This window comes from Mesorhizobium sp. Cs1321R2N1 (assembly GCF_037179725.1).
GTDB classification, from domain to species: domain Bacteria; phylum Pseudomonadota; class Alphaproteobacteria; order Rhizobiales; family Rhizobiaceae; genus Mesorhizobium; species Mesorhizobium salmacidum.
The window spans coordinates 1-23,779 of the sequence record NZ_JAPYKP010000084.1; the positions used below are offsets into that span (position 1 = coordinate 1).

Here is a 23,779-nt window from a genome sequence, read left to right on the forward strand (position 1 = left end):
GGCCGGCGAACTCGCGCGGGGCGCCACCGCCTATGTCACGCTCGAGCCTTGCGCCCATCACGGCCGCACGCCGCCTTGCGCCAACGCGCTGGTCAACGCCGGCATCGCGCGTGTCGTGGGCGCTGCCAGCGATCCGGATCCGCGGGTCTCCGGCAAGGGCTATGCCATCCTGCGTGACGCCGGTGTCGAAGTGGTGGAAAAGGTCTTGGCCACCGGAGCTGCCGAACAGATGGCGGGCTATTTGATTCGCTCTCTGAGAAAACGCCCGGAAGTTATCCTGAAGCTTGCGCTTTCCAGCGACGGCAAGATCGGCATGGGAGGCGCCGGCCAGGTCGCGATAACAGGCGACATGGCGCGCCGCGAAGTCTACCTGATGCGCGCCGAGGCGGACGCCATCCTGGTTGGCATCGGCACGGCGCTGGAAGATGATCCGGCGCTGACGGTGCGTTTGCCCGGACTGGAGAACCGTTCACCCGCACGCATCGTGCTCGACCGCCAGGCTAGGCTGCCGGAGGGCTCGAAGCTGGTGTCCGGTGTCGATCGCGTACCGCTTTATGTCGCGGCTTGCCTGGAGGCCGATCCGCAGCGCCGGGCGGCACTCGAACGCGCCGGCGTGCGCTTCATCGGCACGGAAACGCACGAGGGCGGCGTCGCATTACCCGAACTGCTCGAGGACCTGGCGGCGCTCGGCATGGCAAGCGTGCTGGTCGAGGGCGGTGCCAAGGTGGCGAGCGCTTTCCTGGCCGACGGGCTGGTCGACCGCATCGTGCTGTTCCAGGGACCGGAAGCGATCGGCGAAGACGGCATTGCATCGCCTGTCGATGCCGACCATATCCCGGCAGGTTTTCGCAAGCTGCGCGAGATGCGGTTCGGCGAAGACGGTTACGCCGAATGGATCAGGGATTTTCAGGGATAGCGATCGATGTTTACCGGGATTGTCACCGATATCGGCACCGTGGCCGCCGTCAAGCCGCTGCGGGAAGGGGTGGGGCTGCGCATCGATACCGCCTATGATCCCGGGACCATCGCCATTGGCGCCTCGATCTCCTGCGGCGGCGTCTGCCTGACGGTCACGGCGTTGCCCGACAGCGGCTCGAATGCGCGCTGGTTCGAGGTCGAGGCCTGGGAGGAGGCGCTCAGGCTGACGACGGCGGCGGGTTGGAAATCAGGTACCAGGATCAATCTGGAGCGGGCGCTGAAGATCGGCGACGAGCTCGGTGGCCACATCGTTTCGGGCCATGTCGACGGCACCGCCGAGATCGTGGAGCGCAGGGATGAGGGCGATGCGGTGCGCTTCACGCTGGAAGCGCCGCGCGATCTGGCGAAATTCATCGCGCCGAAGGGCTCGGTCGCGCTCGACGGCACCTCGCTCACCATCAACAGTGTCGCGGGCACCCGCTTTGACGTGCTGTTGATCCATCATTCGCTGACCGTCACCACCTGGGGCGAGCGCAAGGCCGGCGACCGTGTCAATCTCGAGATCGACACCATAGCGCGCTACGCGGCGCGGCTGGCGGAGGCGGCGAAAGAGGGGCTTTGATAGCCTGCGGAACAGGCCGGCCCACGGCAATCTGATACGCCTGCAGACAATCTTCCGCTTGCGATCAAACCGGCTTCGGCCTAAGTCACCGGCGACCCCGGAGACATTTATGGCTGGCACATCCCAACACGGCAAGGCGTTCATTCGTCCCAAGACGAAGGCGCACCTTCTTGTTATCGAGGCGCGCTTTCACGACGACCTTGCCGACGCGCTGCTCGACGGCGCGACAAGCGCGCTCGATGAAGCGGGCGCGACTTACGACGTCGTCACTGTTCCCGGCTCGCTCGAAATTCCCGCGGTGATCACCTTCGCGCTCGACGGCATGGCCGAAGGTGGGACGGGCTATGACGGTTTCGTCGCGCTCGGCACCATTATCCGTGGCGATACCTATCATTTCGACATTGTCGCCAATGAATCCAGCCGTGCGCTCATGGACCTGTCCGTGCAGTACTCGGTCTGCATCGGCAACGGCATCCTGACCACGGAGAACGATGCACAGGCGTGGACGCGGGCCAAGCGCTCGGAAGGCGATAAGGGCGGCTTTGCCGCGCGTGCGGCGCTGACCATGATCGCGCTGAAGGAACAATTGGGAGCGCGATCGTGAGCGAACCCGCTTCGCCAGGACAGCCCGCGGTGCGCCACGCCAACAAGCGCGGTGCTGCCCGTCTGGCCGCCGTGCAGGCGCTCTACCAGATGGATGTAGCCGGCAGCGGCGTGTTCGAGATCACCGCCGAGTACGAGGCGTTCCGCCTCGGCAAGGAAGTCGACGGTGCGCTCTATCGCGAGGCGGACGCGCAATGGTTTCGCGCTATCCTGACAGGCGTCGTAGAGAACCAGAAGACCATTGATCCAATTATCCGCCAGGCGCTGACCGACGACTGGCCGCTGTCGCGCCTCGATTCCACACTGCGCGCCATTCTGCGCGCGGGCGTCTATGAGCTGATGAAGCGCGAGGACGTGCCTGTCGCGGTCATCGTCACCGAATATGTCGATATCGCCAAGGCCTTCTACGAGGAGGACGAGCCGAAGCTGGTCAACGCCGTGCTCGACCGTGTGTCACGCCGTGTGCGTGGCGAGGGCCGCGGCAAGGACGCATCATGACGGCCATTGCCGTCGAGGCGGGCAAGGAGGCGCGGCGCACCGCGCTGATCCTCGCCGCCTCGCAGGCGATCATCGGTTCGGCCGCCCCCATCGCCATTTCCATGGGCGCGCTGGCCGGGCAATATCTGCTCGGCGCCGACAAATCCCTGGCGACGGCGCCGATCACCGGCTTCAATCTCGGCGTGGCCCTCGGGGCCTTGCCCGCGGCGGCCATCATCCGATGGCTCGGCCAGCGGGGCGGCTTCATGACCGGAACCGTCGTCACCGCGCTTGGCGGGCTGGTCGCCACCCTGGCATTGTTCCACGGCAGCTTCTGGCTGTTCGTGTTCGCGCTGCTCGTCATCGGCGTCGGCGGCGCCTTCGTCCAGCAGTTCCGCTTTGCCGCGGCCGACAACGCGCCGCCGGCGTTCAAGGCGCGCGCCATCTCCTTCGTGCTCGCCGGTGGCATCATCACCGCCATTCTTGGGCCGCAGATCGTCATCTTCACCCGCGAATTGTTCGCGCCTGTCATGTTTGCCGGTTCTTTCGCCTCGATCCTGCCGCTGGCGGCGGTCGGCGCCATCATACTTTCGTTCCTGCGCTTGCCGGCGAGGGCCGCGAGCAAGGTGGACGTTGCCGACGGCGATGCCAGACCCCTTTCGGAAATCGTCACAAAGCCGCGTTTCGTCGCGGCGCTCTTCTGCGCCGTCGGCAGCTACGCGCTGATGAGTTTCGTCATGACCGGCGCGCCGCTCGCCATGGTCGGCTGCGGCCTGTCCGAGGACGATGCGACGCTGGGCATCTCCTGGCATGTCATGGCGATGTTCGGGCCAAGCTTCTTCACCGGCTCGCTGATCCATCGCTTAGGCGCCGAGCGCGTTGTCGCCACCGGCCTGCTGTTGCTGAGCGGCTGTGCCGTCGTTGCCTTGTCGGGCCTGGCGCTGTGGCAATTCTGGACGGCGCTGATCCTGCTCGGCCTCGGCTGGAATTTTGCCTTCATCGGCGCCACCGCCATGGTGGCGGCCAGCTACAGCCCGTCCGAAAAGGGCAAGGTGCAGGGCTTCCACGACTTTGTCCTGTTCGGCTCCGTCGCCTGCGCGTCGTTGATGTCGGGAATGGTCTACAACGCCTGGGGCTGGACGATGCTCAACTGGATGATCTTTCCGGTCGCCGCACTTTGCTTCGTGGCACTCGGCGCGCTGAAGATCACAAGCTTGCGGCCGGCCTGACGCCAATTTGAAAGTTATGCGTCCGGCGGCAGGACCTGAAGCACCCGCGCTATGAACATATGGAACTCAGCCATATAGTTGCGCAGGAAGTCTTCGGTGGATTCAACCGTCACCTCGCCCTCATCCGTGATCAGCCCCGGCGTGAACTGGATATAGGCTTCGGGCGCATTCATCTGCGGCGAGTTGCAGAAGCTCAGAACGCTGCGCAGGCTTTGTTGGGCGACGGCGGTCGCGATAGCGCCCGGCGATGTTCCGATGACGGCCGACGGTTTGCGCGCGAATGAATTCTTGCCGTAGGGGCGACTGGCCCAGTCGATTGCGTTCTTCAGTCCGCCGGGTATCGAGCGGTTGTACTCCGGGGTGACGAACAGCACGGCCTGGACGGAGGCGATCGCCTTTTTGAAAGCCTGGGCGGCCGGTGGGAAATTGGCGTCATAGTCGTAACTGTAGAGGGGCAGATCCTTGAAGCCGATTTCCGTCATTTCGAGCTCGGGAGGGGCAAGTTGAACGAGCGCCTTCGCGAGCTTGCGGTTGATGGATTCCCGGGCAAGGCTGCCGATCAGATAACCGACTTTGTGTATGGCCATGACACGCTCTCCGTGTTTGCCGCCCACCCCTCGCGGCATTATTCACCCGATGGCGTCTGATCGCCAGCCCGCCGTTCACGCCGCGCCGAAATCGGCGCGTCTGGAACAAAAATATTGCGCTGATCCCCCTTCTTATGAAACCGTATGCCCCGACTGGCCGTTGAAGCCATGCTCATATGCGCCCACCGCATTCCGGTTCACAGGGGTTTTCACAATGTTTTCAGTCAAGGTTCTGGCCAGCGCGGCAATGGCGCTCGCCATCACGGCGGCTTCCGCGAGCGCTCAGGTCGTCGTCTCCTCGAAGATCGACACCGAGGGTGGCGTGCTCGGCAACATTATCCAGCTCGTCCTCAACGCCAACAACATCAAGACCACGGATCGCATCCAGCTCGGCGGCACGCCGGTGGTGCGCAAGGCGATCACCGCCGGCGAGATCGACATCTATCCCGAATACACCGGCAATGCCGCCTTCTTCTTCGAGAAGGCCGATGATCCCGCGTGGAAGGATGCCGCCAAGGCTTATGAGACGGCCAAGAAGCTCGACTACGACGCCAACAAGATCGTCTGGCTGTCACCGGCGCCGGCCAACAACACCTGGGCGATCGCCCTGCGCAAGGAAGTGACTGACGAGAACAAGCTCGTCACGCTGTCGGACTTCGGCAAATACGTCTCCGGCGGCGGCAAGGTGGTGCTGGCGGCCTCCGCCGAGTTCGTCAATTCGGCGGCAGCCCTTCCGGCCTTCCAGACCACCTATGGCTTCACGCTGAAGCCTGACCAGCTGATCACCCTTTCGGGTGGTGACACGGCAGCGACCATCGCGGCGGCCGCCAACCAGACCAGCGGCGCCAATGCCGCCATGGTCTACGGCACCGATGGCGGCATCGCGCCATCGGGCCTCGTCGTGTTGACTGACGACAAGGGCGTGCAGCCGGTCTACCAGCCGGCGCCGATCATCCGCGAATCCGTACTGAAGGAGCACCCGGAGATCGAGACGCTGCTGAAGCCGGTGTTCGCCAAGCTCGATCTCGTCACGCTGCAGGAGCTCAATGGACGTGTGCAGGTCGGCGGCGAGCCGGTCAAGGGCGTCGCCGAGGACTTTTTGAAGAAGAACGGGTTTTTGAAATAGCTACGCGTCGATAAGTGACGTCAGTGCGAGGCATGACCATCCGTTTCGACAAGCTCGGCGTGGTCATCGCCGCGCTCGCTGCTTACGCCGCGTTTCTCGCACCATTCGCCACCTTCCGCGCCAACCGCATCGTTCCCGGTCAGGCGCGCTCGATTCTCGAAGCTCTGCCGGCAACGACCGGTCCGCTGCTTTTGGCGATCCTCGTACTGGCCGCCCTTGTCGCCCTGTTCAGGACGCCGCTCATCTTGCGCCTTGCAGCCAGCGTCGTGGCGCTTGCCGCGCTGACGCTGCTCATCGGCGTCGCCGGCACATTCCTCACTCCGGCCGGCAATACCTTTGCCCGGGTCTCGCCGGCCTCCGGCTTCTGGATTCTCATCTTCGCCGTCACGCTTTTGCTCGCCGACGTGCTGACCAGGCTCAACCTGTCGCCATGGGCGCGCGTCGGCGTGCTTGTCGTCGCGGCGCTGGCCATCGGCTTGCTGCTGATTTCGGGACGCTGGGACAGCCTCTCGATCCTCAAGGAGTATTCCAACCGCGCCGACAGCTTTTGGGCCGAAGGCTCCAAACATGTGACCCTGGCGCTCGGCTCATTGCTTGCCGCCGTGATCGTCGGCCTGCCGCTCGGCATCCTGTGCCACCGCGTGGAAAGCCTGCGGGCCGGCGTCCTCAACGTCTTGAACATCATCCAGACCATTCCTTCGATCGCGCTGTTCGGCCTGCTGATCGCGCCGCTTGGCTGGGTCGCAACTCATGTGCCGGGAGCCGCCGCGCTCGGCATCAGGGGCATCGGGACGGCACCCGCCTTCGTCGCGCTGTTTCTCTATTCGCTGCTGCCAGTGGTGGCCAACACCGTGGTCGGCCTTGCCGGCGTGCCGCGTGCCGCCAACGACGCGGCGCGGGGCATGGGCATGACCGATCGCCAGCGCCTGTTCGGTGTCGAGTTTCCGCTGGCATTTCCGGTGATCCTGACGGGCATCCGCATTGTCCTGGTGCAGAACATCGGCCTTGCCACCATCGCCGCGCTGATCGGCGGCGGCGGTTTTGGCGTGTTCGTGTTCCAGGGCGTCGGCCAGACGGCGATGGATCTGGTGCTGCTCGGCGCGGTGCCGACCGTGGCGCTCGCCTTCGCCGCCGCCATCATCCTCGACGCGGTAATCGAAATGACCGCCACCAAGCGCAGGGTTGAAACGGCATGATCGAGATCGAAGGCATTACCAAGCGCTATGACGCGACGACAGTCGTCGACAACGTCTCGATGGTCATCGAGCCGCGCACGGTTTGCGTCATTGTCGGCACCTCGGGCTCCGGCAAGACGACGCTGCTGCGCATGATCAACCGGCTGGTCGAGCCGACATCAGGCATCATCAAGCTCGACGGCGCCGACAATCGATCGGTGCCAGGTTACGAACTGCGCCGCAGCATCGGCTATGCAATCCAGGGCCACGGCCTGTTTCCGCATCGCACCGTGGCGCAGAACATCGCCACCGTGCCGGTGCTGCTTGGCTGGGACAAGGCCCGCATCAAGGCCCGCGTCGATGAACTGATGACGCTCTACCAGCTCGACCCCCGGGAATTCGGGCCGCGCTATCCGCACGAACTGTCCGGGGGCCAGCAGCAGCGCGTCGGCGTGGCCCGCGCGCTTGCCGCCGAGCCCAACGTTCTTTTGATGGATGAGCCGTTCGGCGCGCTCGACCCGATCATCCGCACCAAGGCGCAGGCGGATTTGCTGGCGATCCAGAAGCGCTTCGGCACCACCATCATCCTCGTTACCCATGACATGGAAGAGGCCGTGCACATGGGCGACAGGATCGCGGTCATGGATGCCGGCAAGCTCGTGCAATATGCAGGGCCGGCGGAGATCCTGGCGAAGCCGGCCAACGCTTTTGTCGAGACGCTGGTCGGCGCCAGCGAAAGGCCATTCAGGCTGCTATCGCTGGGCAGGGTGGGCGATGCGGTGGAGCAGGGGGCCGCCGAAGGCGAGGCGATCCCCGGCGACGCCAGCCAGCGTGACGCCCTCGCGGAACTTCTCTGGTCCGGCAGGCCGGCGCTGCCGGTCAAGGGCACCGACGGCAAGCCGATCGGCCGCGTCACCGTGGATGGCCTGGTCAAGCGGGCGGCGAGGCCGTCATGAAAGCCTGGCTGCCTCTGCTACTCAGGCTTGCGCTTGTGGTGTTGCTTGTTGCCTTCATCACCAGCCCGGGTTGGTTCGAGCCGTTGCTGAAGCCGCTGACCGAAAACAACGCTCCCGTCATCTACAATCAAGGCAGCCTGCTGACGCTGACGCTGCTGCATCTGCGCACCGTGTTGATTGCGACCGTCGCGGCCGCCATCGTCGCTGTGGCGCTCGCCATCCTGGTCACCCGGCCCGCCGGCGCCGAATTCCTGCCGCTGTCGCGCAGCCTGGTCAATATCGGCCAGACCTTTCCGCCGGTGGCGGTGCTGGCGCTCGCCGTGCCGGCGGTGGGCTTCGGCGAGAAGCCGACGCTGATCGCGCTGTTTCTCTATGGTCTGCTGCCGATCTTCGAGAACGCGCTCACCGGACTGACGACGTTGCCGGCCAATGTCGTCGAGGCTGCGCGCGGCGCCGGCATGACCGGCTGGCAAAGGCTCACCAAGGTTGAACTGCCGCTCAGCGCGCCGATCATCCTTGGCGGTATCAGGCTGTCGGTGGTGATCAGCCTGGCCACGGCCACCATAGGCTCGACGGTGGCGGCCAGGACGCTCGGCGAGGTGATCATCGCCGGCTTGCTGTCGAACAATCTGGCCTTCATCCTGCAGGGCGGTCTGATCGTGGCGGCGCTTGCCGTGCTGATCTATGACGGACTGTCGGCGGTCGAGCGCTACGCGGCGCGGCGCATGGGCAGAGAGGCGGACTGGCCCGTGCCCGATGGTCGGGACGATTTCAATCGATCTAACCGCTGAGAGATCGCGACGGACACTCGCCAGCATCGACTTTTGGGCGAAAGCCGGGCAAAAATCGAACCATATCTTGACGTTCGCAGCCCTGTTTCGCATACACCGATGCGAAGAGGGGGATTCCATGCACGGGATTCCGTCTTTGTCTCAACGGCCCAGGGAGGGGTTCTTTTGGGCCAACAATCGAGGAAAACCCGGCAATGACCATAATTTCCGCCGTCATCGCCTGCGGCTTGCTTTCTGTCCTTTACGCCATATGGGCGACACGTTCGGTCCTTGCGGCCGATCAGGGCAATGCACGCATGCAGGAAATTTCCGCAGCCATTCGCGAAGGCGCGCAAGCCTATCTGGCACGCCAGTACACCACCATCGCTATCGTCGGCGTCGTCGTGCTCCTCCTCGCCTGGTGGCTGCTGTCGATCACCGCCGCCATCGGCTTCCTGATCGGTGCCGTTCTGTCGGGCGCCGCCGGCTTCATCGGCATGCATGTTTCGGTGCGGGCCAATGTGCGTACCGCGCAAGCGGCTTCCAACAGCCTTGCCGCCGGTCTCGACATCGCCTTCAAGTCGGGCGCCATCACCGGCATGCTGGTTGCGGGCCTGGCCCTGCTTGGCGTTTCGATCTACTACCTCATCCTCACCCATTTCCTCGGCCTCCAGCCCAATGACCGCATCGTCATCGACTCGCTGGTCTCGCTCGGCTTCGGCGCTTCGCTGATCTCGATCTTCGCCCGTCTCGGCGGCGGCATTTTCACCAAGGGCGCCGATGTCGGCGGCGATCTGGTCGGCAAGGTCGAAGCCGGTATTCCGGAGGATGATCCGCGCAATCCGGCCACCATCGCCGACAATGTCGGCGACAATGTCGGCGACTGCGCCGGCATGGCCGCCGACCTGTTCGAGACCTATGCGGTGACGGTCGTCGCCACCATGGTTCTCGCCGCCATCTTCTTCGGCGGTACCGCTGTCCTCGGTGCGGCGATGCTGTATCCGCTCGCCATCTGCGGCGCCTGCATCCTCACCTCGATCGTCGGCACCTTCTTCGTCAAGCTCGGCTCCAACGGCTCGATCATGGGCGCGCTCTACAAGGGCTTGATCGTGACCGGCCTGCTGTCGGTCGTTGGCCTCGGCGTCGCCACCTCGGCCACGCTCGGCTGGGGCGAGGTCGGCACCGTTGCCGGCATGACCATCACCGGCAAGAACCTGTTCATCTGCGGCCTCATCGGCCTTGTGGTGACCGGGTTGATCGTGGTGATCACCGAATACTACACCGGCACCAACAAGCGCCCGGTCAACTCGATCGCCCAGGCATCGGTGACCGGCCACGGCACCAACGTCATCCAGGGGCTGGCGGTGTCGCTGGAATCGACGGCGCTTCCGGCAATCGTCATCGTCGGCGGCATCATCGCCACCTACCAGCTCGGCGGCTTGTTCGGCACGGCGATCGCCGTCACCACCATGCTCGGCCTCGCCGGCATGATCGTGGCACTCGACGCCTTCGGCCCGGTCACCGACAACGCCGGCGGCATTGCCGAGATGGCCGGCCTGCCCAAGGAAGTGCGTCACTCCACCGACGCGCTCGACGCGGTCGGCAACACCACCAAGGCGGTAACCAAGGGCTACGCCATCGGTTCGGCCGGCCTCGGCGCGCTGGTGCTGTTCGCGGCCTATTCGAACGACCTGAAGTTCTTTGCCGCCAATGGCGACAAATATCCCTACTTCCAGGGCATGGGCGAAATCTCGTTCGATCTCTCCAATCCTTACGTCGTCGCCGGCCTGATCTTCGGCGGCCTCATTCCCTATCTGTTCGGCGGTATCGCCATGACGGCGGTCGGCCGCGCGGCGGGCGCCATCGTCGAGGAAGTGCGCAAGCAGTTCCGCGAGGATCCGGGCATCATGGCCGGCACCTCGAAGCCGAACTACGCGCGTGCGGTCGATCTCCTGACCAAGGCGGCGATCCGGGAGATGATCATCCCGTCGCTGCTGCCGGTGCTGGCGCCGCTCGTCGTCTATTTCGGCGTGCTGCTGATCTCGGGCTCGAAGGCGTCCGCCTTCGCCGCGCTCGGCGCCTCGCTCCTCGGCGTCATCGTCAATGGCCTGTTCGTCGCGATCTCGATGACTTCGGGCGGTGGCGCCTGGGACAACGCCAAGAAATCGTTCGAGGACGGTTTCATCGACAAGAACGGCGTCAAGCACCTCAAGGGTTCCGAGGCGCACAAGGCTTCGGTGACCGGCGACACGGTCGGCGATCCCTACAAGGATACCGCCGGCCCTGCGGTCAACCCGGCGATCAAGATCACCAACATCGTGGCACTCTTGCTGCTGGCCGTGCTCGCGCACGGCTGAACGGCAACGATTGAATCGGAAAATCCGCGGGAGCGATCCCGCGGATTTTTCATTTGATGGGTCGCTGCGACCAGGAACGGGATTCCGTGTCTCGCCGGTTGCCACAAAATTTCAGCATTTCATCCTGTCACGGTCTGCCGGTCGGGTGTCCCCGTCGTCGTCCAGCCATCCGGTATCGCACGGTCGTCACTGCTCATGTCCAAGCTCCCCAGCTTGGCGGTTTGATATGGGTTTGCCCCACCACTGGCGAGCCGGACCGGCCAAACAAAAACCCGTGGGATCGCTCCCACGGGTTTTCGGTCGCCTGAGACACTTCTGTTCCCCAAAAGCCAGGGAAACAGGATCTAGGGAAGCAGGTATCTAGGGATCAGGGGGTGCCGCCGGGAATGCTGGGCGCCAGCTTGCTCGCGCCGTTGATGATCTGGCTGAGGAAATTCTGGTCCTTGCCGCCGGTCGGCGTGGTGCGCGAAATGAAGTCGAAAATCTTGCCGTCCTTCAAGCCGTATTTGGCGATCTGGGTGACGCGGCTGTCCGGGCCGAAATAGACCGCCAGCACCTTCTGGTCGACCAGCCTCGGCTTGTCGAAGGCGACGTAGCGCTTGCGCGTCTGCGAGATATAGTAAAACGCCTCATTGTCGAAAGTAGCCGTGGTCGACGGCGTGCCGAGCGCCAGAAGCACCTGCTCGCGGCTGGAACCGACCGGCACAGAATCGATCGCCTGTTGATCGAGGACGTAGCCTTGCGTGAACGTCTCGCTCGGACTGAGGTCGCCGATCATCTTATTGGTGTGGCATGCAGACAGCGCCGCTACGATAGCCAGCAGCGAGATCGCACCGGCAGGCCTGAAAGTGAAAGTCGACTTGAAATTCAGCGCGCGCAACAACAATTCTCCATTCCATCGCCGCAACTTGCGCTGGGCCGCAAAACCGGTAAACCAGCTTGCTTGCCGATGCAACAAGGCCAATTCAACAAACGGTCCCCGGAGACCATCCCCATGTTCCAGCGCCTTTTTGGCCGCGAACGCCACGCCAACCGCACCATCACCGACGCGCTCTACGCACAAATCGTGGCGGCGGCGCGGCAGACTGTTTTTTATTCCCACTGGCATGTGCCTGACACGCCGCTTGGCCGTTTCGAGATGCTTTCGCTGCACATGTTCCTGGTCCAGCACCGCTTGCGCGGCGAGGACGGCGTGGCGCAGGAGATCGCGCAGGTGCTGATCGACGAGTTCTTCCTCGACGTCGATCATTCGCTGCGGGAACTGGGCATTGGCGACGTCGGCGTGCCAAAACGCATGAAGAAACTGGCGAAGATGTTCTATGGCCGCACCGCCGCCTATGATGATGCGCTGGAACGAAACGATCATGATAGTCTGACCGCGGCACTTACCCGTAATGTCCGTCCCGACGCCGGCGCCTGGCCGGAAGCGTCGCGTTTGGCCGGGTATGTCGCCGACGCCAGCCGGCAGCTGAGTGCGCAGCCCACCGAATCGATCATTGGCGGCACTGTGGCATTTCCAGGGGCAACGGAGGCTGATCGATGAAACACGCGGATATGCAGAGTCCGGTATCCTTTTTCGCCAATGTCGCCCGGCTGCCGCAAAAGGGGCTGCCCGTGATGATCGAGGCCGACCCCGCACAGCGCGCGGCACTCGCCGAGGCGCACGGGCTGCTGTCGGTCGAAGCCTATCGCGCCGAACTGCTCGTTACGTCGTGGAAGCGCAATGGCGTTAAGGTCAGCGGCCGTGTCGAGGCAGACATCACCCAGGCCTGCATCGTCACGCTCGACCCCGTCCAGGCGCATATCGACGAGCCGGTCGAGGCACTGCTCTTGCCTGAGGACTCCAAGCTCGGACGGCAGGGATTCGAAAGCGCCGGCGAGATTCTGCTCGACGCCGACGGGCCCGACAGTCCCGAGACATTTTCAGGCGACACCATCGATGTCGGGGCGCTTGCCGAACAGTTCTTCGGATTGGCGATCGACCCCTATCCGCGCAAGCCCGGCGCCTCGCTTGGTGCCGGTGACGACACCGGATCGGCCGAGAATGAATTTCAGCAAAAACTGCGATCCTTGCTGGGAAAATCCTGAAAACCTCGCCCGCGACGGAAATGTCGGTTGTGCGGCAGCCTAAAACCGCTATTTTCGCCGAACCTTTGCGACCGCTAAAACGACTTGCCGCCTAACCGTGAGATGAATACCGCGTGATCAGGATTTCCATCGATGCCATGGGCGGCGATCACGGACCAACCGTGGTCATTCCAGCGCTCATGACAGTCGCGACCCGCCGTCCCGACATCCGCTTCGTCATCTATGGACGTGAGGAACTGGTGCGCCCGGAACTCGCCAAGTTTCCCAAATTGGCTGAGGTCAGCGAGTTCTTCCACTGCGAGATCGCGGTCAGGATGGACGACAAACCGAGCCAGGCGCTGCGCCATGGCCGCTGGAAATCGTCGATGTGGAAAGCGGTCGAGGCCGTCAAGTCGGGCGCCGCGGATGCATGCATCTCCGCCGGCAACACCGGCGCGCTGATGGCGATGTCGAAATTCTGCCTGCGCACCATGGCCACCATCGAACGTCCGGCGATTGCGGCGTTGTGGCCGACATTGCGTGGCGAGAGCGTGGTTCTGGACGTGGGCGCTACCATTGGCGCCGATGCGCACCAGCTCATCGATTTTGCCATTCTCGGCACCGGCATGGCGCGTTCCGTATTCGGCGTCGCCAGGCCCACGGTCGGGCTGCTTAATGTCGGCGTGGAAGAAATCAAGGGCCAGGAAGAGGTCAAGGAAGCGGGGCGCATGTTGCGCGAAGCCAACATGGCCTCGATGAACTACCATGGCTTTGTCGAAGGCGACGACATCGGCAAGGGCACGGTCGACGTCGTGGTGACGGAAGGCTTCGCCGGCAACATCGCGCTGAAGACGGCGGAAGGCACCGCGCGCCAGATAGGTGGCTATCTGCGCGCCGCGATGAGCCGCACCCTGATGGCCAAGATCGGCTATGTCTTCGCCAAGGGCGCCTTCGACCGCCTGCGCGAAAAGATGGATGTCGGCCGCTCGAATGGCGGCGTGTTCCTGGGGCTGAACGGCATCGTCGTCAAGAGCCATGGCGGCGCCGATTCGGACGGTTTCGCCGCGGCGATCGAACTCGGCTACGACATGGTGCGCAACAATCTGCTCGACCGCATCGAGGCCGACCTCGATCTGTTTCATGCGCGCAACCCGCATGCCCTGACATCTAGGAAATCCGACGTCGTCACCGACGCAAAGGAATAGGAAAGAATTTTGATCAGATCAGTTATGCGCGGCACGGGCGCCGCGCTGCCCCGCCGCATCATGAAGAATGCCGATTTTGAAGGCATGGTCGAGACGTCCGACGAGTGGATCGCCCAGCGCACCGGCATCCGCCAGCGCCATATCGCGGCTGACGACGAGACGACGGCTTCCCTGGGCGAGGCCGCGGCGCGCGCCGCGCTTGCCGATGCCGGATTGACCCCGGACGATATCGATCTGATCGTGCTGGCGACCTCGACGCCCAACAACACGTTCCCCGCCACCGCCGTCGAGATCCAGAACCGGCTCGGCATGCAGCACGGTTTTGCCTTCGACATGCAGGCGGTATGCTCAGGCTTCGTCTATGCGGTGACGACAGCCGACCTCTATATCCGCGGCGGCTTGGCAAAGCGCGTGCTGGTGATCGGCTCGGAAACCTTTTCGCGCATCCTCGACTGGAGCGATCGCTCGACCTGTGTGCTGTTTGGCGACGGCGCCGGTGCGGTCGTTCTGGAGGCGGGCGAGGGGGCCGGCACGATCGCCGACCGGGGCGTCCTGGCGGCCAGCCTGCGTTCCGACGGCGCGCACAAGGAGAAGCTTTTCGTCGACGGCGGGCCGTCGACGACGGGAACAGTCGGCCATCTGCGCATGGAAGGCCGCGAGGTCTTCAAGCACGCGGTCGGCATGATCACCGATGTCATTGAGACGACCTTCTCGGCCGCTGGTATCACCGCCGACGATCTTGACTGGTTCGTGCCCCATCAAGCCAATAAACGGATTATTGACGCTTCAGCAAAAAAGCTTGGGATAGCCGAGCAAAAGGTGGTGGTCACCGTCGATTTGCACGGTAACACCTCGGCTGCTTCCGTACCGCTGGCGCTGTCGGTGGCCGTCGCCGACGGCCGCATCAAGAAGGGTGACCTGGTGCTCCTGGAGGCGATGGGCGGCGGCTTCACTTGGGGCGCCGTTCTGGTTCGCTGGTAAGTGGAGAACGGTCCAGTTTCGGTCCTTGACCTTGCCGGATCAATTACTTAGGCTCTGCCGTTGTTGTGCGGATTTTACGCTTGAACTGATGGGACGGTCGCATGGGGGGAAAAACACTTACGCGCGCCGACCTGGCCGAGGCCGTCTACCGGAAGGTCGGTTTGTCGCGCACTGAATCCGCCGAACTCGTCGAGGCGGTACTAGACGAAATATGTGAAGCGATCGTGCGCGGCGAGACGGTGAAGTTGTCGTCCTTCGCGACGTTTCATGTCCGCTCCAAGAACGAGCGCATCGGGCGCAATCCAAAGACCGGCGAGGAAGTACCGATCCTGCCGCGCCGGGTGATGACCTTCAAATCGTCCAACGTGTTGAAGAACCGCATTTTGCGTTCTCACCAGAACAGCAAGGCCAAGGGCGGTAAATAGCCTCCATTGCACGGTTGAAAAACCGACTCGCCGATGACAGCGGGCTTGAATATTGCTTCACAAACCGCTGAAATAAGGCCCGATTCGGCAGCATGGCCGGATTGGCGTTCTGGCGTATGATCGATTCCGCGCTGGCGGAACAAGCTCTTCTTCGTTGAGCGTGATCTCGTCTGAAGGCCGTTCCGGGCCACGCTCCAGCGTGAGGATTTCGCCCATGGACAAGAGCCCTGACGCCTTCCGCACCATCAGCGAGGTCGCGGAAGATCTCGACCTGCCGCAGCATGTGCTGCGTTTCTGGGAGACGCGCTTCAACCAGATCAAGCCGATGAAGCGCGGCGGCGGCCGTCGCTATTACCGGCCGCAGGATGTCGAATTGATCAAGGGCATCCGCCATATGCTCTATGACCAGGGCTACACCATCAAGGGCGTGCAGAAGCTGCTGCGCGAAAACGGCAATCATTTCCTGGTCGCCATCGGCAATGGCGACATGGCCGCCGTCGAGGCGATTTCGCAACGCAAGCAGGCCGACCAGGTGCCGCTGACGCCGGCATCCCAGCCGCGCGGCGGAGATGACGAACTGGTTGGCCAGCCAAGGGTCAAGCCCAGCCGCCGCTTTTTCGGCCTGGGCAAGAGCGACGAGGAAGGTCCGGTTGCGCCGGACGCGTCGAAACTCTCGCGTGACAATCGCGCGCTGCTGCAGGAGGCGTTGTTCGACCTCCTGGAATGCAAGCGCCTGCTTGACCAGGTGCGCTGACCCCGGCGGCACCCAGTTCCTTCGACGCCTCGAAAACCGGAACCGGCGGTCGGGTGAGGCGTTACGTTTCCTTCTGCAAGACAAGGAAACGCATGATGGCATCATCATATTCGACCCTCTCGGACATCGACCTCGAAAAGCAGGTCGCGGCTCTCTCGAGGGAACTCGCGGCGTTGCGCAAGGCAGTGTCAAGGCGGGGTGGCGCCTATTATGAAGACGGCCGTGATGCTGCTCTTGATACATATTCGGATCTTGCGGAGCGCCTGCGCGATGCCATGCCGGCAATCCGCAAACAGGGCAGGGTGATCGAGAAATCGGCACGCGACCATCCGGCGGCCGCCGTCGCGGTCGGCCTTGTCGTGCTCGGCCTGGCCGCCAGCCTGCTGTTCAGCAGGCGCTGACTGCTACCCGGCACAAGGGGAACTCGCCTATCCACGGCCGCCATTCCCTTGTTGTCGCTAGCTGGACTGGCGCTGCTATCCGGCGACAGTACCGGTCGTCCGGCTTGGCATTGCTGACTAGGAGAAGACCAGCCTTGAACAAGAAACCAAGGCCGGTCTTCTCGTTGGCGGTCTGCTTAGACCTTGTTGCCCATCGTCTTCATGTGGTGATGATGATGATGGTGGCGGTGATGGTAACGATGATGGTAGTGGTGACGATGGTGATGATGCTTTGCCATTGGGGCCGCGTCCGCGCTCGTCGCGCCGACCACCGGCACCGCGAAAGCGATTGCTGCTGCAAGCCCGAGGGCCGAGAGGAGGGACTTCTTCATTGGATCGTTTCCTTTTTTCGCAGGCAGGTATCAATCGGGCCGATATCCCGACCGCCGCGAATGGAATTACGCTCCTGAATTTTTTCCTCAGTATTTCCCGATTGTAGAATCTTCTTTCTGAACTGTTTCCGAGGAAACTGGCTTCCTGCTCCATAATCGCCAGGGCCGAAAGCCGGCTGTTTTAGCCTACATCGGCGGGATCACACCATTGTTGCCCACCACGACGCGGCTGGCGCTAAGCGTGCCGTCAGCCACGCGCTGCGCGGTAACGAAGACGGTCGCGCTTGGCTTGAGATCGGTCGGCGCGGCCGGCGCGAAGGTCACGACAGGCGTGCCGTCGGGTATGGAGATCTTCTTCGTCCGCCCATTGTCGTAGGTTAGCGTCACGGCCCGCCCGTTTATGTCGGTGACGTCGGCGACGGTTCCGTTGGTCATGCGGCTGTTCGGCTCCAGGTCCCAGGGGCGGTCACCCTCGCCAGTGCCTTTCAAGGCCGCGGGAAAGACCACCACTTCGAGCGCGCCGCTGCCGCCGTCAGCCTTGGAGACAGAGGCGATGCCGAGAAAATCGCCCTGCTTGATGTCCTTTACCGATGCGCTTGCGACGCCTGAAAGCTTCCAGCCGTCTTTCAGTTTGATGACGGAAGTATCGCCCTGACGAGTTTTCACGGTCAGCAGCGACGGCTCGAAGCTGACCACGGTGCCGCGCACGCGCAATGTGTCCGCGGCCTGCGCGCTGGGCACAGCGACGCCGGAAAGCATCGAAATCGTGCCAAGCACGAGGAGGGGTGTCTTGAGGTTCATGGGGTGTCCTTTTGGGAAAGACTGGCTGGAAAGGGATGGTTTCACGCCAGCGACATCGAGATAACGAACGGGTGGGGCGAAACTGCCGGGCAAAAGCCGTCGGGCGTTCAAAACAACTTGATCGGGACAGGGCTAGGCAGCACTTGGCAAATCGCCGGCGAGAGGGCATCTTCCTGCTCGTCTCAGGCAACATCCCATTTTGATCAAACGCTTTCAGCCAACGGAGTTGCCAATGCCCAAAAATGCAAAAAGCCACGCCCTCTCCGAACCATTAGCCAACGAGATCGGGCCAGATTACAACACCCTCAGGGCAATGCGGGAAACGCGCGGATACAGCCTCGAAGCGCTTTCGCTGACCTGCGGCCTCTCGGTCGACGAGATAGAGGACATCGAAAGCGGCCGGGCGGCCGACCCGGCGAAGCTGCGTCGTATCGCGTCCGCGCTTCGTTTGCCCCAGGACGCTTCCCTTGCTTCCGCCGCACCGACGCTGGCCGCACAAGGCCGGCCTCAGGCATAGATCGGCGACCGGCATGCGCAAGAAACCCGCCAAGGCCTGCTTGGCGGGTTTCTTGTTGACGCCATGGCGTTCTCCGGCAGGCCGGGCTTGCCGATTTGCAAGTCACGCGTGTTTATACGTTCGGCATCCAAATTCGCGCCGATCGCATCTGCCTTGCATCGGGTCTGAACCGTGAGTTTTTCGATATGAGCCTGGACTCCGTTGGTGCTTTCTTCGCGGCTCACGCGCCTGATATCGAGGTCATTGTCACGCAATCGAGTTCGGCGACGGTGACGATGGCGGCGGAAGCGCATGGCGTCCTGCCGGCGCAGATCGCCAAAACGATCTGCCTTCGCGTCGGCGAGCGCACCATGCTGATCGTGACCAGCGGCATCGCCCGGCTGGACAATCGCAAGTTCAAGGACCAGTTCGGCGGCAAGCCACGCATGCTGGACGCACAAGAGGTTGTCGCGGCCACGAGCCATCCGGTGGGCGGTGTCTGCCCGTTCGGCCTGCCGGCGCCGCTGCCGGTCTATTGCGACGTCTCGCTGCGCGAATTCGCTGAGGTCGTACCCGCCGCCGGCGCCACCAACGCGGCGGTGCGCATTGCGCCACAGCGCATGGTTGAGCTCGTCGGCGCGGAGTGGGTGGATGTGTGCCAGGCCTAGCGCCGGATTCAATCCAGAGCTGAGCCGCGCAGAATGGGCAGTTCGAGAATGATGGGATGCGGCAGAGGCGGACCTTTGGGGGCAAGTCCTGCTTTAAAATGGTCGGAGTGGCCGGATTCGAACCGACGACCCCTTGACCCCCAGTCAAGTGCGCTACCGGGCTGCGCTACACTCCGGACCGGTCGCGATGTATCTTGATAACCCGGCTCGGGTCAACCGATTTCCGCGATAATTATCTTGCCGCGACCGCAGGTTTGAATGAGGCGGGCAATACCGGTCGTGACAGCCGCTGATGGCGGTATTCCAGGGCGATGGCGCCCCAGATCAGGCCGAGCGGTAGATACATATGGCGCCAGTGGTCGATGTCGATGAAGGTGCCGAGCCCGATATTGCCGATGAAGGCGACGTAGGCGCATAGGAGTAGGGCTGCCACGGCCGGTCGCGCAGCAGGATGCGGAACCCCGCCGCCGTAAGCGAAATCCTCAGGCCGAACAGAGCCCAGATGGCGATCGGCCGCCCATGTAGATTTGGCAAGGCGCCGGCTCGCCGATGACGAAGCCCGACAGAAGAATGCCGAGCACGACCGCGCTCGAGGAGGTCAGCGCACGCGGCAGATCATGGCGGATCGCGCTCAATAGGCGTTTTCCGTATTGAGCAGGCGGATCGGTGTCAGGAACAGGATCCGCAGATCGAACAGCAGCGACCAGTTCTCGATGTAATAGAGGTCGTATTCTGTCCGCATGCGGATCTTCTCATTGGTGTCCATCTCGCCGCGCCAGCCATTGATCTGCGCCCAGCCGGTGACCCCTGGCTTGACCTTGTGGCGCGCGAAATAGCCATCGACCACCTCGTTGTAGAGCAGGTTGTGCGACTGCGCGGCAATGGCGTGCGGGCGCGGACCGATGAGCGACAGCGAGCCGAGCAGCGAGTTGAAGAACTGCGGCAGCTCGTCGATCGAGGTCTTGCGGATGAAGCGGCCGACACGGGTGACGCGCGGATCGTTCTTGGTCACCGTCTGCTTGGCGGTCGGATCCGACAGGTCGGTATACATGGAGCGGAACTTGTAGACCTCGATGATCTCGTTGTTGAAGCCATGCCGCTTCTGCTTGAACAGCACCGGTCCCTTGCTGTCGAGCTTGATGGCGATCGCCGTGGCCAGCATCACAGGCGAGAACGCGACGATGCCAATGACGCTGAAGATGATGTCGAAAGCGCGCTTGGCGACCGAGTCCCAGTCGTTGATCGGCTTGTCGAAGATGTCGAGCATCGGCACCGAGCCGATGTAGGAATAGGCGCGCGGACGGAACTGCAGCGCATTGGAATGCGCCGACAGTCGGATGTCGACCGGCAGCACCCAAAGTTTCTTCAGCAATTGCAGGACGCGCGATTCGGCGGTCAGCGGCAACGACACGATCAGCATGTCGATCCGGGCGATGCGGGCGAATTCGATCAGTTCCGAAATGGTGCCGAGCTTGGGATAGCCGGCGACGAGGGCTGGCGAACGCTTGTCGTTGCGATCATCGAAGATGCCGCAGATGCGGATGTCGTTGTAGGGCTGCTTTTCCACCGAGCGGATGAGCACTTCCGCCGCCTTGCCGCCACCGACGATGACGGCGCGCCGTTCCATGCTGCCATCGCGCGCCCAGCGCCGGATCAGCTTCGACATCATCAGCCTGAGACCGAAAAGGCAGACGAAGGCAACGACGAACCACGTGCCGAACAGCAGGCGCGAATAGTCTTGTGACATCTTCATGGTGAACGCCGTCAACGCCATCAGGGCGAAGGTGCCGGCCCAGACCAGCAGGATGCGCCCAAAATTGGTGATCGGCCGCATCAGGGACACCACCTGGTAGCAATCGGTGACATCGAGCAGCACCACGGCGAGGAACGACGCGGCGGCGATCGTCAGCGGATATTGCCAGGCAAGGTAATTGAAGAAACCGACATAGTAGAAATAGACGCAGAGCCCCGAGACCAGCAGCACCGCGAATTCGACCATGCGCAACACGCCGCTGACCATGATCGGCGACATCGTGTCGCGCCGGTATTGCGACGCGACCTGCCGGGCAACGTCGTTCATGCCGCCGGGCTTGTCGCCATCGGCAGGGCCGTCGAATTGACGCACCGCTTCTGATGAAAAGCGATGCGCGGGGTCGATCTCGTTCATGGAACAGTCCGCAAGCTTCCCAAGAGTGATTAGCAAAAGAGAGCTAAGAAACCCTTGAAACAACCTGTGGCTTTGGAAGAGCCTGAACTACCTTTCGAGCGCGGCGAAGTCATTGGCCTCGCCGCGGCAAGTGTCTCCAGCACGGCGACGACCCGCGCTTCCGTCAGGCCGCGCACGTGCCGGAAAATTCCTCCGACGGGTGAGCGAAAGCGGTGGACGATCCTGAGTTGCCCGCCACGCTGTTCAGAACAGGCGTTCGCGGACGTAGACGGTGTCTCCCGGCAGCAGCGGATCGGAGGTGACCACGCGGCCCGTTATCACCTTGCCGTTGATGTCGCGGGTGATATCGACGCTCTCCTGGTTGGCGCGTGGCGTGAAGCCCCCGGCGATGGCGATGGCCTTCTGCACAGTCAGGCCGGGCACATAGGAATACTGGCCGGCGGCGCCCACCTCACCCATGACGAAGATCGGCCGGTAACGATCGATCTCCACCGAGACGTCAGGGTCGCGCAGGTAGCCCTGCCGCAGTTTATCGGAGATCTCCTTTTCCATCTGCTGCGCGGTGTGGCCACGTGCCGGTATGGCGCCGACGAGCGGGAAGGAGATGTAGCCGGACTGGTCGACGCTGTAGCTATTGGTCAGGCCCTCCTGCTCGAACACGGTGACGCGGACGCGGTCGCCGGCGCCGAGGCGATAGGGCTGGTCGAGGACCTCGTGAAAGGCGGCCGGCGTCGGCCGGTAGCTGGAGCAGCCCGCGAGCAACGATACGGCAAGCAGTGCGCGAAAAAGGGAAGCAGTGCTTTGCATGGCCGGACAGGTACCTTCGACTGGCCGCTGCGGCGTCGCAGCAAACATCTGGGATCGGGTCCGTTATCATCCTGTTAGGGTTAATGGCCGGTAAAGGAGCGCGCCAATGGCGATCAAGCAGACAAGGTTTTGCGATTTTGTCGATTTTTTGCCGTCGCCCGCCGGTAAACCCTAATGAAGCTTACCGTGATCTTAACGGCTGAGTTACCATAGTTATTTACGGTGCATCCGACCAGTTTCGGAGTAGGGATGCATGTCCGTTCAATCCGCGGCCGCAGACGTCGATGTTGATCTCACGCAGTTCTTCGCCAGCCTGGGCCGGAACTGGCTGCGGATTCTGGTCTTCGTTCTCGTGGTAACGGGACTTGCCTTTGCGGCCGTGTCGTTCGCGACCCGGCATTACAAGGCCCAGACGCAGGTGGAGATCGCCCCGCGCGGGTCGGACTACACGCGGCCCGCCGGCAGCAACCCGGACAACGACAAGCCGATCCTCGACGAGCAAGGCATTGCCACCCAGGTCCAGATAATTTCGTCCAACGAAATCCTCAAACAGGTCGCCCAGAAACTCGGCCTGTCGCGATTGCACGAATTCGACGAGACGGTCGACATGTCGGCATTGAACCGGCTGCTGGTCCTGATCGGGTTGAAGAACGACCCGATGGATGTTCCTGCCGATGAACGTGTTCTGAAGAAAATGCGCGAGAAGCTCAACGTGTATGGCGTTGAAAAGAACGGCATAATTGCCATCGAGTTCTCTTCGGAGGATTCGAAGCTTGCCGCCGCCATCCCCGATGCTATTGCCGCCGCCTATATTGCGGGGCAGGGCGCGGCCAAGAGCGAATCGAACACCGCCGCTGCGGACTTCCTGGCACCCGAGATCGCCGACCTGTCCAAGCAGGTCAGGGATGCCGAAGCCAAGGTCGCGGCTTACCGCGCCCAGTCGGACCTCCTTACGGGCGGCAACAATTCCACGCTGGCCACCCAGCAATTGGCCGAGCTGTCGACCGAGTTGTCGCGAGTGCGGGCCAGCCGCGCCTCGGCCGAAGACACAGCCGAGAGCGTGCGCAAGGCACTGCAGAGCGGCGGATCGCTGGATTCACTGCCGGAAGTGCTGCCTTCCGACCTGATCCAGCGTTTGCGCGGGCGGCAGGTCGAATTGCGCGCCAACATCGCCGATCTGTCGACGACGCTGCTCGACAATCATCCGCGTATTCGCGCGGCCAAATCACAACTGGCCGATCTCGATGCCCAGATCCGCAGCGAAGCCCAGAAGATCATGAAGGGCCTGGCGATGCAGGCCGATGCCGCCAAGGCGCGCGAAAACCAGCTCGTCGCCGACGTCGACACGCTCAAGGCTGCTTCTGCACAGGCCGGCGAGCAGCAGGTCGGTCTCGACGGGCTACAGCGCGATGCCGCCGCCAAGCGCCAGCAGCTCGAACTTTACCTGACCAATTATCGCGAGGCGGCGTCGCGTCGGGATCGCAACTATGTTCCGGTCGACGCTCGCATCACCTCGCCGGCTTTGGTCCCCTCCGAGCCCTACTTCCCCAAGCTCTGGCCGATCGTTGGCGCTGCCGCCGCGGCTTCCCTTCTGCTGGCGGCGGTGTTCACGCTGCTGCGGGAACTATTCTTCGGCCGGGGCATGCGCCCGGCAAGGGGTGCCCGGCTTGAACCGATCGACGAGGTGGCGATGCCACCAGCCGCTTATCAGGACCCATCCACCCGCTCGGACCCGGCAGTCGCCAACGAGTTCGCCAATCGCGCGGTCGAGGCGTCATGGCCCGAAACGGTCACGGAAACACCGGCGCAGCCGCGG

Annotated in this window: 27 protein-coding genes, 1 tRNA gene and 1 pseudogene; 20 read left to right on the forward strand and 9 right to left on the reverse strand. The window is 63.1% G+C overall.

Annotated features, from left to right (window positions below; translation table 11 throughout):
* From ribD to O7A61_RS20150, 5 genes are all read left to right on the forward strand, one after another.
* The coding region (ribD, locus tag O7A61_RS20130) for a bifunctional diaminohydroxyphosphoribosylaminopyrimidine deaminase/5-amino-6-(5-phosphoribosylamino)uracil reductase RibD (RefSeq protein WP_337131294.1) at nucleotides 1–916 on the forward strand (916 nt) is incomplete at its 5' end.
* 6 nt (nucleotides 917–922) lie between these two features.
* The gene (locus O7A61_RS20135; protein ID WP_337131295.1) at nucleotides 923–1,540 is read left to right on the forward strand and encodes a riboflavin synthase; all 618 of its coding nucleotides are present in this window, start codon (nucleotides 923–925) and stop codon (nucleotides 1,538–1,540) included.
* A gap of 109 nt (nucleotides 1,541–1,649) precedes the next feature.
* Nucleotides 1,650–2,144, forward strand: coding sequence for a 6,7-dimethyl-8-ribityllumazine synthase (gene ribH / locus O7A61_RS20140; protein WP_337131296.1), 495 nt, complete (start codon nucleotides 1,650–1,652; stop codon nucleotides 2,142–2,144).
* Entirely contained in the window at nucleotides 2,141–2,641 is a 501-nt protein-coding gene (gene nusB / locus O7A61_RS20145) for a transcription antitermination factor NusB (RefSeq protein ID WP_015318243.1), read from the forward strand. The genes ribH and nusB overlap by 4 nt, the downstream gene beginning before the upstream one ends.
* Nucleotides 2,638–3,849 (forward strand): MFS transporter, encoded by a 1,212-nt coding sequence (locus tag O7A61_RS20150; RefSeq protein WP_337131297.1) that lies wholly within the window; start codon nucleotides 2,638–2,640, stop codon nucleotides 3,847–3,849. The genes nusB and O7A61_RS20150 overlap by 4 nt, the downstream gene beginning before the upstream one ends.
* A gap of 14 nt (nucleotides 3,850–3,863) precedes the next feature.
* Here O7A61_RS20150 and O7A61_RS20155 read toward each other — a convergent pair whose 3' ends face one another.
* Complete coding sequence (locus tag O7A61_RS20155) at nucleotides 3,864–4,436, reverse strand: NADPH-dependent FMN reductase (RefSeq protein ID WP_127279854.1); 573 nt, start codon at nucleotides 4,434–4,436, stop codon at nucleotides 3,864–3,866.
* Nucleotides 4,437–4,650: 214 nt separating this feature from the next.
* Between O7A61_RS20155 and osmF the strand changes: the two genes are divergently transcribed.
* The 5 genes from osmF to O7A61_RS20180 all read left to right on the forward strand — a co-directional run bounded on the left by osmF (nucleotide 4,651) and on the right by O7A61_RS20180 (nucleotide 10,820).
* The gene (gene osmF, locus O7A61_RS20160; protein WP_140506507.1) at nucleotides 4,651–5,562 is read left to right on the forward strand and encodes a glycine betaine ABC transporter substrate-binding protein OsmF; all 912 of its coding nucleotides are present in this window, start codon (nucleotides 4,651–4,653) and stop codon (nucleotides 5,560–5,562) included.
* A gap of 32 nt (nucleotides 5,563–5,594) precedes the next feature.
* Nucleotides 5,595–6,758, forward strand: coding sequence for an ABC transporter permease (locus O7A61_RS20165; RefSeq protein WP_337131317.1), 1,164 nt, complete (start codon nucleotides 5,595–5,597; stop codon nucleotides 6,756–6,758).
* Entirely contained in the window at nucleotides 6,755–7,693 is a 939-nt protein-coding gene (locus O7A61_RS20170) for an ABC transporter ATP-binding protein (RefSeq protein WP_337131299.1), read from the forward strand. Before O7A61_RS20165 ends, O7A61_RS20170 begins: the two co-directional genes overlap by 4 nt.
* The gene (locus O7A61_RS20175) at nucleotides 7,690–8,484 is read left to right on the forward strand and encodes an ABC transporter permease (protein ID WP_337131300.1); all 795 of its coding nucleotides are present in this window, start codon (nucleotides 7,690–7,692) and stop codon (nucleotides 8,482–8,484) included. The genes O7A61_RS20170 and O7A61_RS20175 overlap by 4 nt, the downstream gene beginning before the upstream one ends.
* Before the next feature lie 194 nt (nucleotides 8,485–8,678).
* The gene (locus O7A61_RS20180; protein ID WP_337131301.1) at nucleotides 8,679–10,820 is read left to right on the forward strand and encodes a sodium-translocating pyrophosphatase; all 2,142 of its coding nucleotides are present in this window, start codon (nucleotides 8,679–8,681) and stop codon (nucleotides 10,818–10,820) included.
* Nucleotides 10,821–11,187: 367 nt separating this feature from the next.
* Here the strand turns inward: O7A61_RS20180 and O7A61_RS20185 are convergent, their stop codons facing one another.
* Nucleotides 11,188–11,700 (reverse strand): outer membrane protein assembly factor BamE, encoded by a 513-nt coding sequence (locus tag O7A61_RS20185; protein ID WP_140506497.1) that lies wholly within the window; start codon nucleotides 11,698–11,700, stop codon nucleotides 11,188–11,190.
* A gap of 114 nt (nucleotides 11,701–11,814) precedes the next feature.
* On the opposite strand from O7A61_RS20185, the gene O7A61_RS20190 reads away from it, so the two are divergent.
* The 7 genes from O7A61_RS20190 to O7A61_RS20220 all read left to right on the forward strand — a co-directional run bounded on the left by O7A61_RS20190 (nucleotide 11,815) and on the right by O7A61_RS20220 (nucleotide 16,653).
* A complete protein-coding gene (locus O7A61_RS20190) occupies nucleotides 11,815–12,363 on the forward strand; it encodes a ubiquinol-cytochrome C chaperone family protein (protein WP_337131302.1) in 549 nt (182 codons plus the stop codon).
* Nucleotides 12,360–12,908, forward strand: a complete 549-nt coding sequence (locus O7A61_RS20195; protein ID WP_337131303.1) for a YceD family protein — start codon at nucleotides 12,360–12,362, stop codon at nucleotides 12,906–12,908. Before O7A61_RS20190 ends, O7A61_RS20195 begins: the two co-directional genes overlap by 4 nt.
* Before the next feature lie 113 nt (nucleotides 12,909–13,021).
* On the forward strand, nucleotides 13,022–14,092 hold the full coding sequence (plsX, locus tag O7A61_RS20200; protein ID WP_027143591.1) for a phosphate acyltransferase PlsX: 1,071 nt from the start codon (nucleotides 13,022–13,024) through the stop codon (nucleotides 14,090–14,092).
* Between the two features lie 9 nt (nucleotides 14,093–14,101).
* Nucleotides 14,102–15,073 (forward strand): beta-ketoacyl-ACP synthase III, encoded by a 972-nt coding sequence (locus O7A61_RS20205; protein WP_337131304.1) that lies wholly within the window; start codon nucleotides 14,102–14,104, stop codon nucleotides 15,071–15,073.
* Nucleotides 15,074–15,174: 101 nt separating this feature from the next.
* Nucleotides 15,175–15,498: an integration host factor subunit alpha gene (locus O7A61_RS20210; protein ID WP_010915609.1), complete on the forward strand. Its 324-nt coding sequence runs from the start codon at nucleotides 15,175–15,177 to the stop codon at nucleotides 15,496–15,498.
* Between the two features lie 214 nt (nucleotides 15,499–15,712).
* Entirely contained in the window at nucleotides 15,713–16,252 is a 540-nt protein-coding gene (locus O7A61_RS20215; RefSeq protein ID WP_027143593.1) for a MerR family transcriptional regulator, read from the forward strand.
* A 95-nt stretch (nucleotides 16,253–16,347) separates the two neighbouring features.
* Nucleotides 16,348–16,653, forward strand: a complete 306-nt coding sequence (locus tag O7A61_RS20220) for a hypothetical protein (RefSeq protein ID WP_337131305.1) — start codon at nucleotides 16,348–16,350, stop codon at nucleotides 16,651–16,653.
* Between the two features lie 176 nt (nucleotides 16,654–16,829).
* Here O7A61_RS20220 and O7A61_RS20225 read toward each other — a convergent pair whose 3' ends face one another.
* On the reverse strand, nucleotides 16,830–17,024 hold the full coding sequence (locus tag O7A61_RS20225; RefSeq protein ID WP_337131306.1) for a hypothetical protein: 195 nt from the start codon (nucleotides 17,022–17,024) through the stop codon (nucleotides 16,830–16,832).
* Between the two features lie 186 nt (nucleotides 17,025–17,210).
* Nucleotides 17,211–17,825, reverse strand: a complete 615-nt coding sequence (locus O7A61_RS20230; protein ID WP_337131307.1) for a hypothetical protein — start codon at nucleotides 17,823–17,825, stop codon at nucleotides 17,211–17,213.
* Between the two features lie 232 nt (nucleotides 17,826–18,057).
* Here O7A61_RS20230 and O7A61_RS20235 point away from each other — a divergent pair, with 232 nt between their 5' ends.
* Together O7A61_RS20235 and O7A61_RS20240 are read left to right on the forward strand one after the other, a co-directional pair.
* Nucleotides 18,058–18,342, forward strand: a complete 285-nt coding sequence (locus tag O7A61_RS20235; protein ID WP_140506483.1) for a helix-turn-helix domain-containing protein — start codon at nucleotides 18,058–18,060, stop codon at nucleotides 18,340–18,342.
* A 185-nt stretch (nucleotides 18,343–18,527) separates the two neighbouring features.
* On the forward strand, nucleotides 18,528–18,989 hold the full coding sequence (locus tag O7A61_RS20240) for a YbaK/EbsC family protein (protein ID WP_337131309.1): 462 nt from the start codon (nucleotides 18,528–18,530) through the stop codon (nucleotides 18,987–18,989).
* 99 nt (nucleotides 18,990–19,088) lie between these two features.
* On the opposite strand, the gene O7A61_RS20245 is transcribed toward O7A61_RS20240, so the two are convergent.
* The 5 genes and pseudogenes from O7A61_RS20245 to O7A61_RS20265 all read right to left on the reverse strand — a co-directional run bounded on the left by O7A61_RS20245 (nucleotide 19,089) and on the right by O7A61_RS20265 (nucleotide 21,963).
* A tRNA-Pro gene (locus tag O7A61_RS20245) sits at nucleotides 19,089–19,165 on the reverse strand.
* Between the two features lie 56 nt (nucleotides 19,166–19,221).
* Nucleotides 19,222–19,457 (reverse strand): annotated as a pseudogene (locus O7A61_RS20250) (hypothetical protein); the annotation flags it as partial.
* 14 nt (nucleotides 19,458–19,471) lie between these two features.
* Entirely contained in the window at nucleotides 19,472–19,624 is a 153-nt protein-coding gene (locus O7A61_RS20255; RefSeq protein ID WP_337131310.1) for a hypothetical protein, read from the reverse strand.
* A complete protein-coding gene (locus tag O7A61_RS20260) occupies nucleotides 19,621–21,156 on the reverse strand; it encodes an undecaprenyl-phosphate glucose phosphotransferase (protein ID WP_337131312.1) in 1,536 nt (511 codons plus the stop codon). The genes O7A61_RS20255 and O7A61_RS20260 overlap by 4 nt, the downstream gene beginning before the upstream one ends.
* 243 nt (nucleotides 21,157–21,399) lie before the next feature.
* Entirely contained in the window at nucleotides 21,400–21,963 is a 564-nt protein-coding gene (locus O7A61_RS20265; protein ID WP_337131313.1) for a polysaccharide biosynthesis/export family protein, read from the reverse strand.
* Nucleotides 21,964–22,216: 253 nt separating this feature from the next.
* Between O7A61_RS20265 and O7A61_RS20270 the strand changes: the two genes are divergently transcribed.
* The coding region (locus tag O7A61_RS20270) for a GumC family protein (protein ID WP_337131315.1) at nucleotides 22,217–23,779 on the forward strand (1,563 nt) is incomplete at its 3' end.

Excerpts from the sequence above, each read along its gene's own strand:
- O7A61_RS20135 (WP_337131295.1), top strand. The coding sequence starts at position 923 with ATGTTTACCGGGATTGTCACCGATATCGGCACCGTGGCCGCCGTCAAG.
- ribH (WP_337131296.1), top strand. The coding sequence starts at position 1,650 with ATGGCTGGCACATCCCAACACGGCAAGGCGTTCATTCGTCCCAAGACG.
- O7A61_RS20150 (WP_337131297.1), top strand. The coding sequence starts at position 2,638 with ATGACGGCCATTGCCGTCGAGGCGGGCAAGGAGGCGCGGCGCACCGCG.
- O7A61_RS20155 (WP_127279854.1), bottom strand. The coding sequence starts at position 4,436 with ATGGCCATACACAAAGTCGGTTATCTGATCGGCAGCCTTGCCCGGGAA.
- osmF (WP_140506507.1), top strand. The coding sequence starts at position 4,651 with ATGTTTTCAGTCAAGGTTCTGGCCAGCGCGGCAATGGCGCTCGCCATC.
- O7A61_RS20165 (WP_337131317.1), top strand. The coding sequence starts at position 5,595 with ATGACCATCCGTTTCGACAAGCTCGGCGTGGTCATCGCCGCGCTCGCT.
- O7A61_RS20170 (WP_337131299.1), top strand. The coding sequence starts at position 6,755 with ATGATCGAGATCGAAGGCATTACCAAGCGCTATGACGCGACGACAGTC.
- O7A61_RS20175 (WP_337131300.1), top strand. The coding sequence starts at position 7,690 with ATGAAAGCCTGGCTGCCTCTGCTACTCAGGCTTGCGCTTGTGGTGTTG.
- O7A61_RS20180 (WP_337131301.1), top strand. The coding sequence starts at position 8,679 with ATGACCATAATTTCCGCCGTCATCGCCTGCGGCTTGCTTTCTGTCCTT.
- O7A61_RS20190 (WP_337131302.1), top strand. The coding sequence starts at position 11,815 with ATGTTCCAGCGCCTTTTTGGCCGCGAACGCCACGCCAACCGCACCATC.
- O7A61_RS20195 (WP_337131303.1), top strand. The coding sequence starts at position 12,360 with ATGAAACACGCGGATATGCAGAGTCCGGTATCCTTTTTCGCCAATGTC.
- O7A61_RS20210 (WP_010915609.1), top strand. The coding sequence starts at position 15,175 with ATGGGGGGAAAAACACTTACGCGCGCCGACCTGGCCGAGGCCGTCTAC.
- O7A61_RS20215 (WP_027143593.1), top strand. The coding sequence starts at position 15,713 with ATGGACAAGAGCCCTGACGCCTTCCGCACCATCAGCGAGGTCGCGGAA.
- O7A61_RS20220 (WP_337131305.1), top strand. The coding sequence starts at position 16,348 with ATGGCATCATCATATTCGACCCTCTCGGACATCGACCTCGAAAAGCAG.
- O7A61_RS20225 (WP_337131306.1), bottom strand. The coding sequence starts at position 17,024 with ATGAAGAAGTCCCTCCTCTCGGCCCTCGGGCTTGCAGCAGCAATCGCT.
- O7A61_RS20230 (WP_337131307.1), bottom strand. The coding sequence starts at position 17,825 with ATGAACCTCAAGACACCCCTCCTCGTGCTTGGCACGATTTCGATGCTT.
- O7A61_RS20235 (WP_140506483.1), top strand. The coding sequence starts at position 18,058 with ATGCCCAAAAATGCAAAAAGCCACGCCCTCTCCGAACCATTAGCCAAC.
- O7A61_RS20240 (WP_337131309.1), top strand. The coding sequence starts at position 18,528 with ATGAGCCTGGACTCCGTTGGTGCTTTCTTCGCGGCTCACGCGCCTGAT.
- O7A61_RS20260 (WP_337131312.1), bottom strand. The coding sequence starts at position 21,156 with ATGAACGAGATCGACCCCGCGCATCGCTTTTCATCAGAAGCGGTGCGT.
- O7A61_RS20265 (WP_337131313.1), bottom strand. The coding sequence starts at position 21,963 with ATGCAAAGCACTGCTTCCCTTTTTCGCGCACTGCTTGCCGTATCGTTG.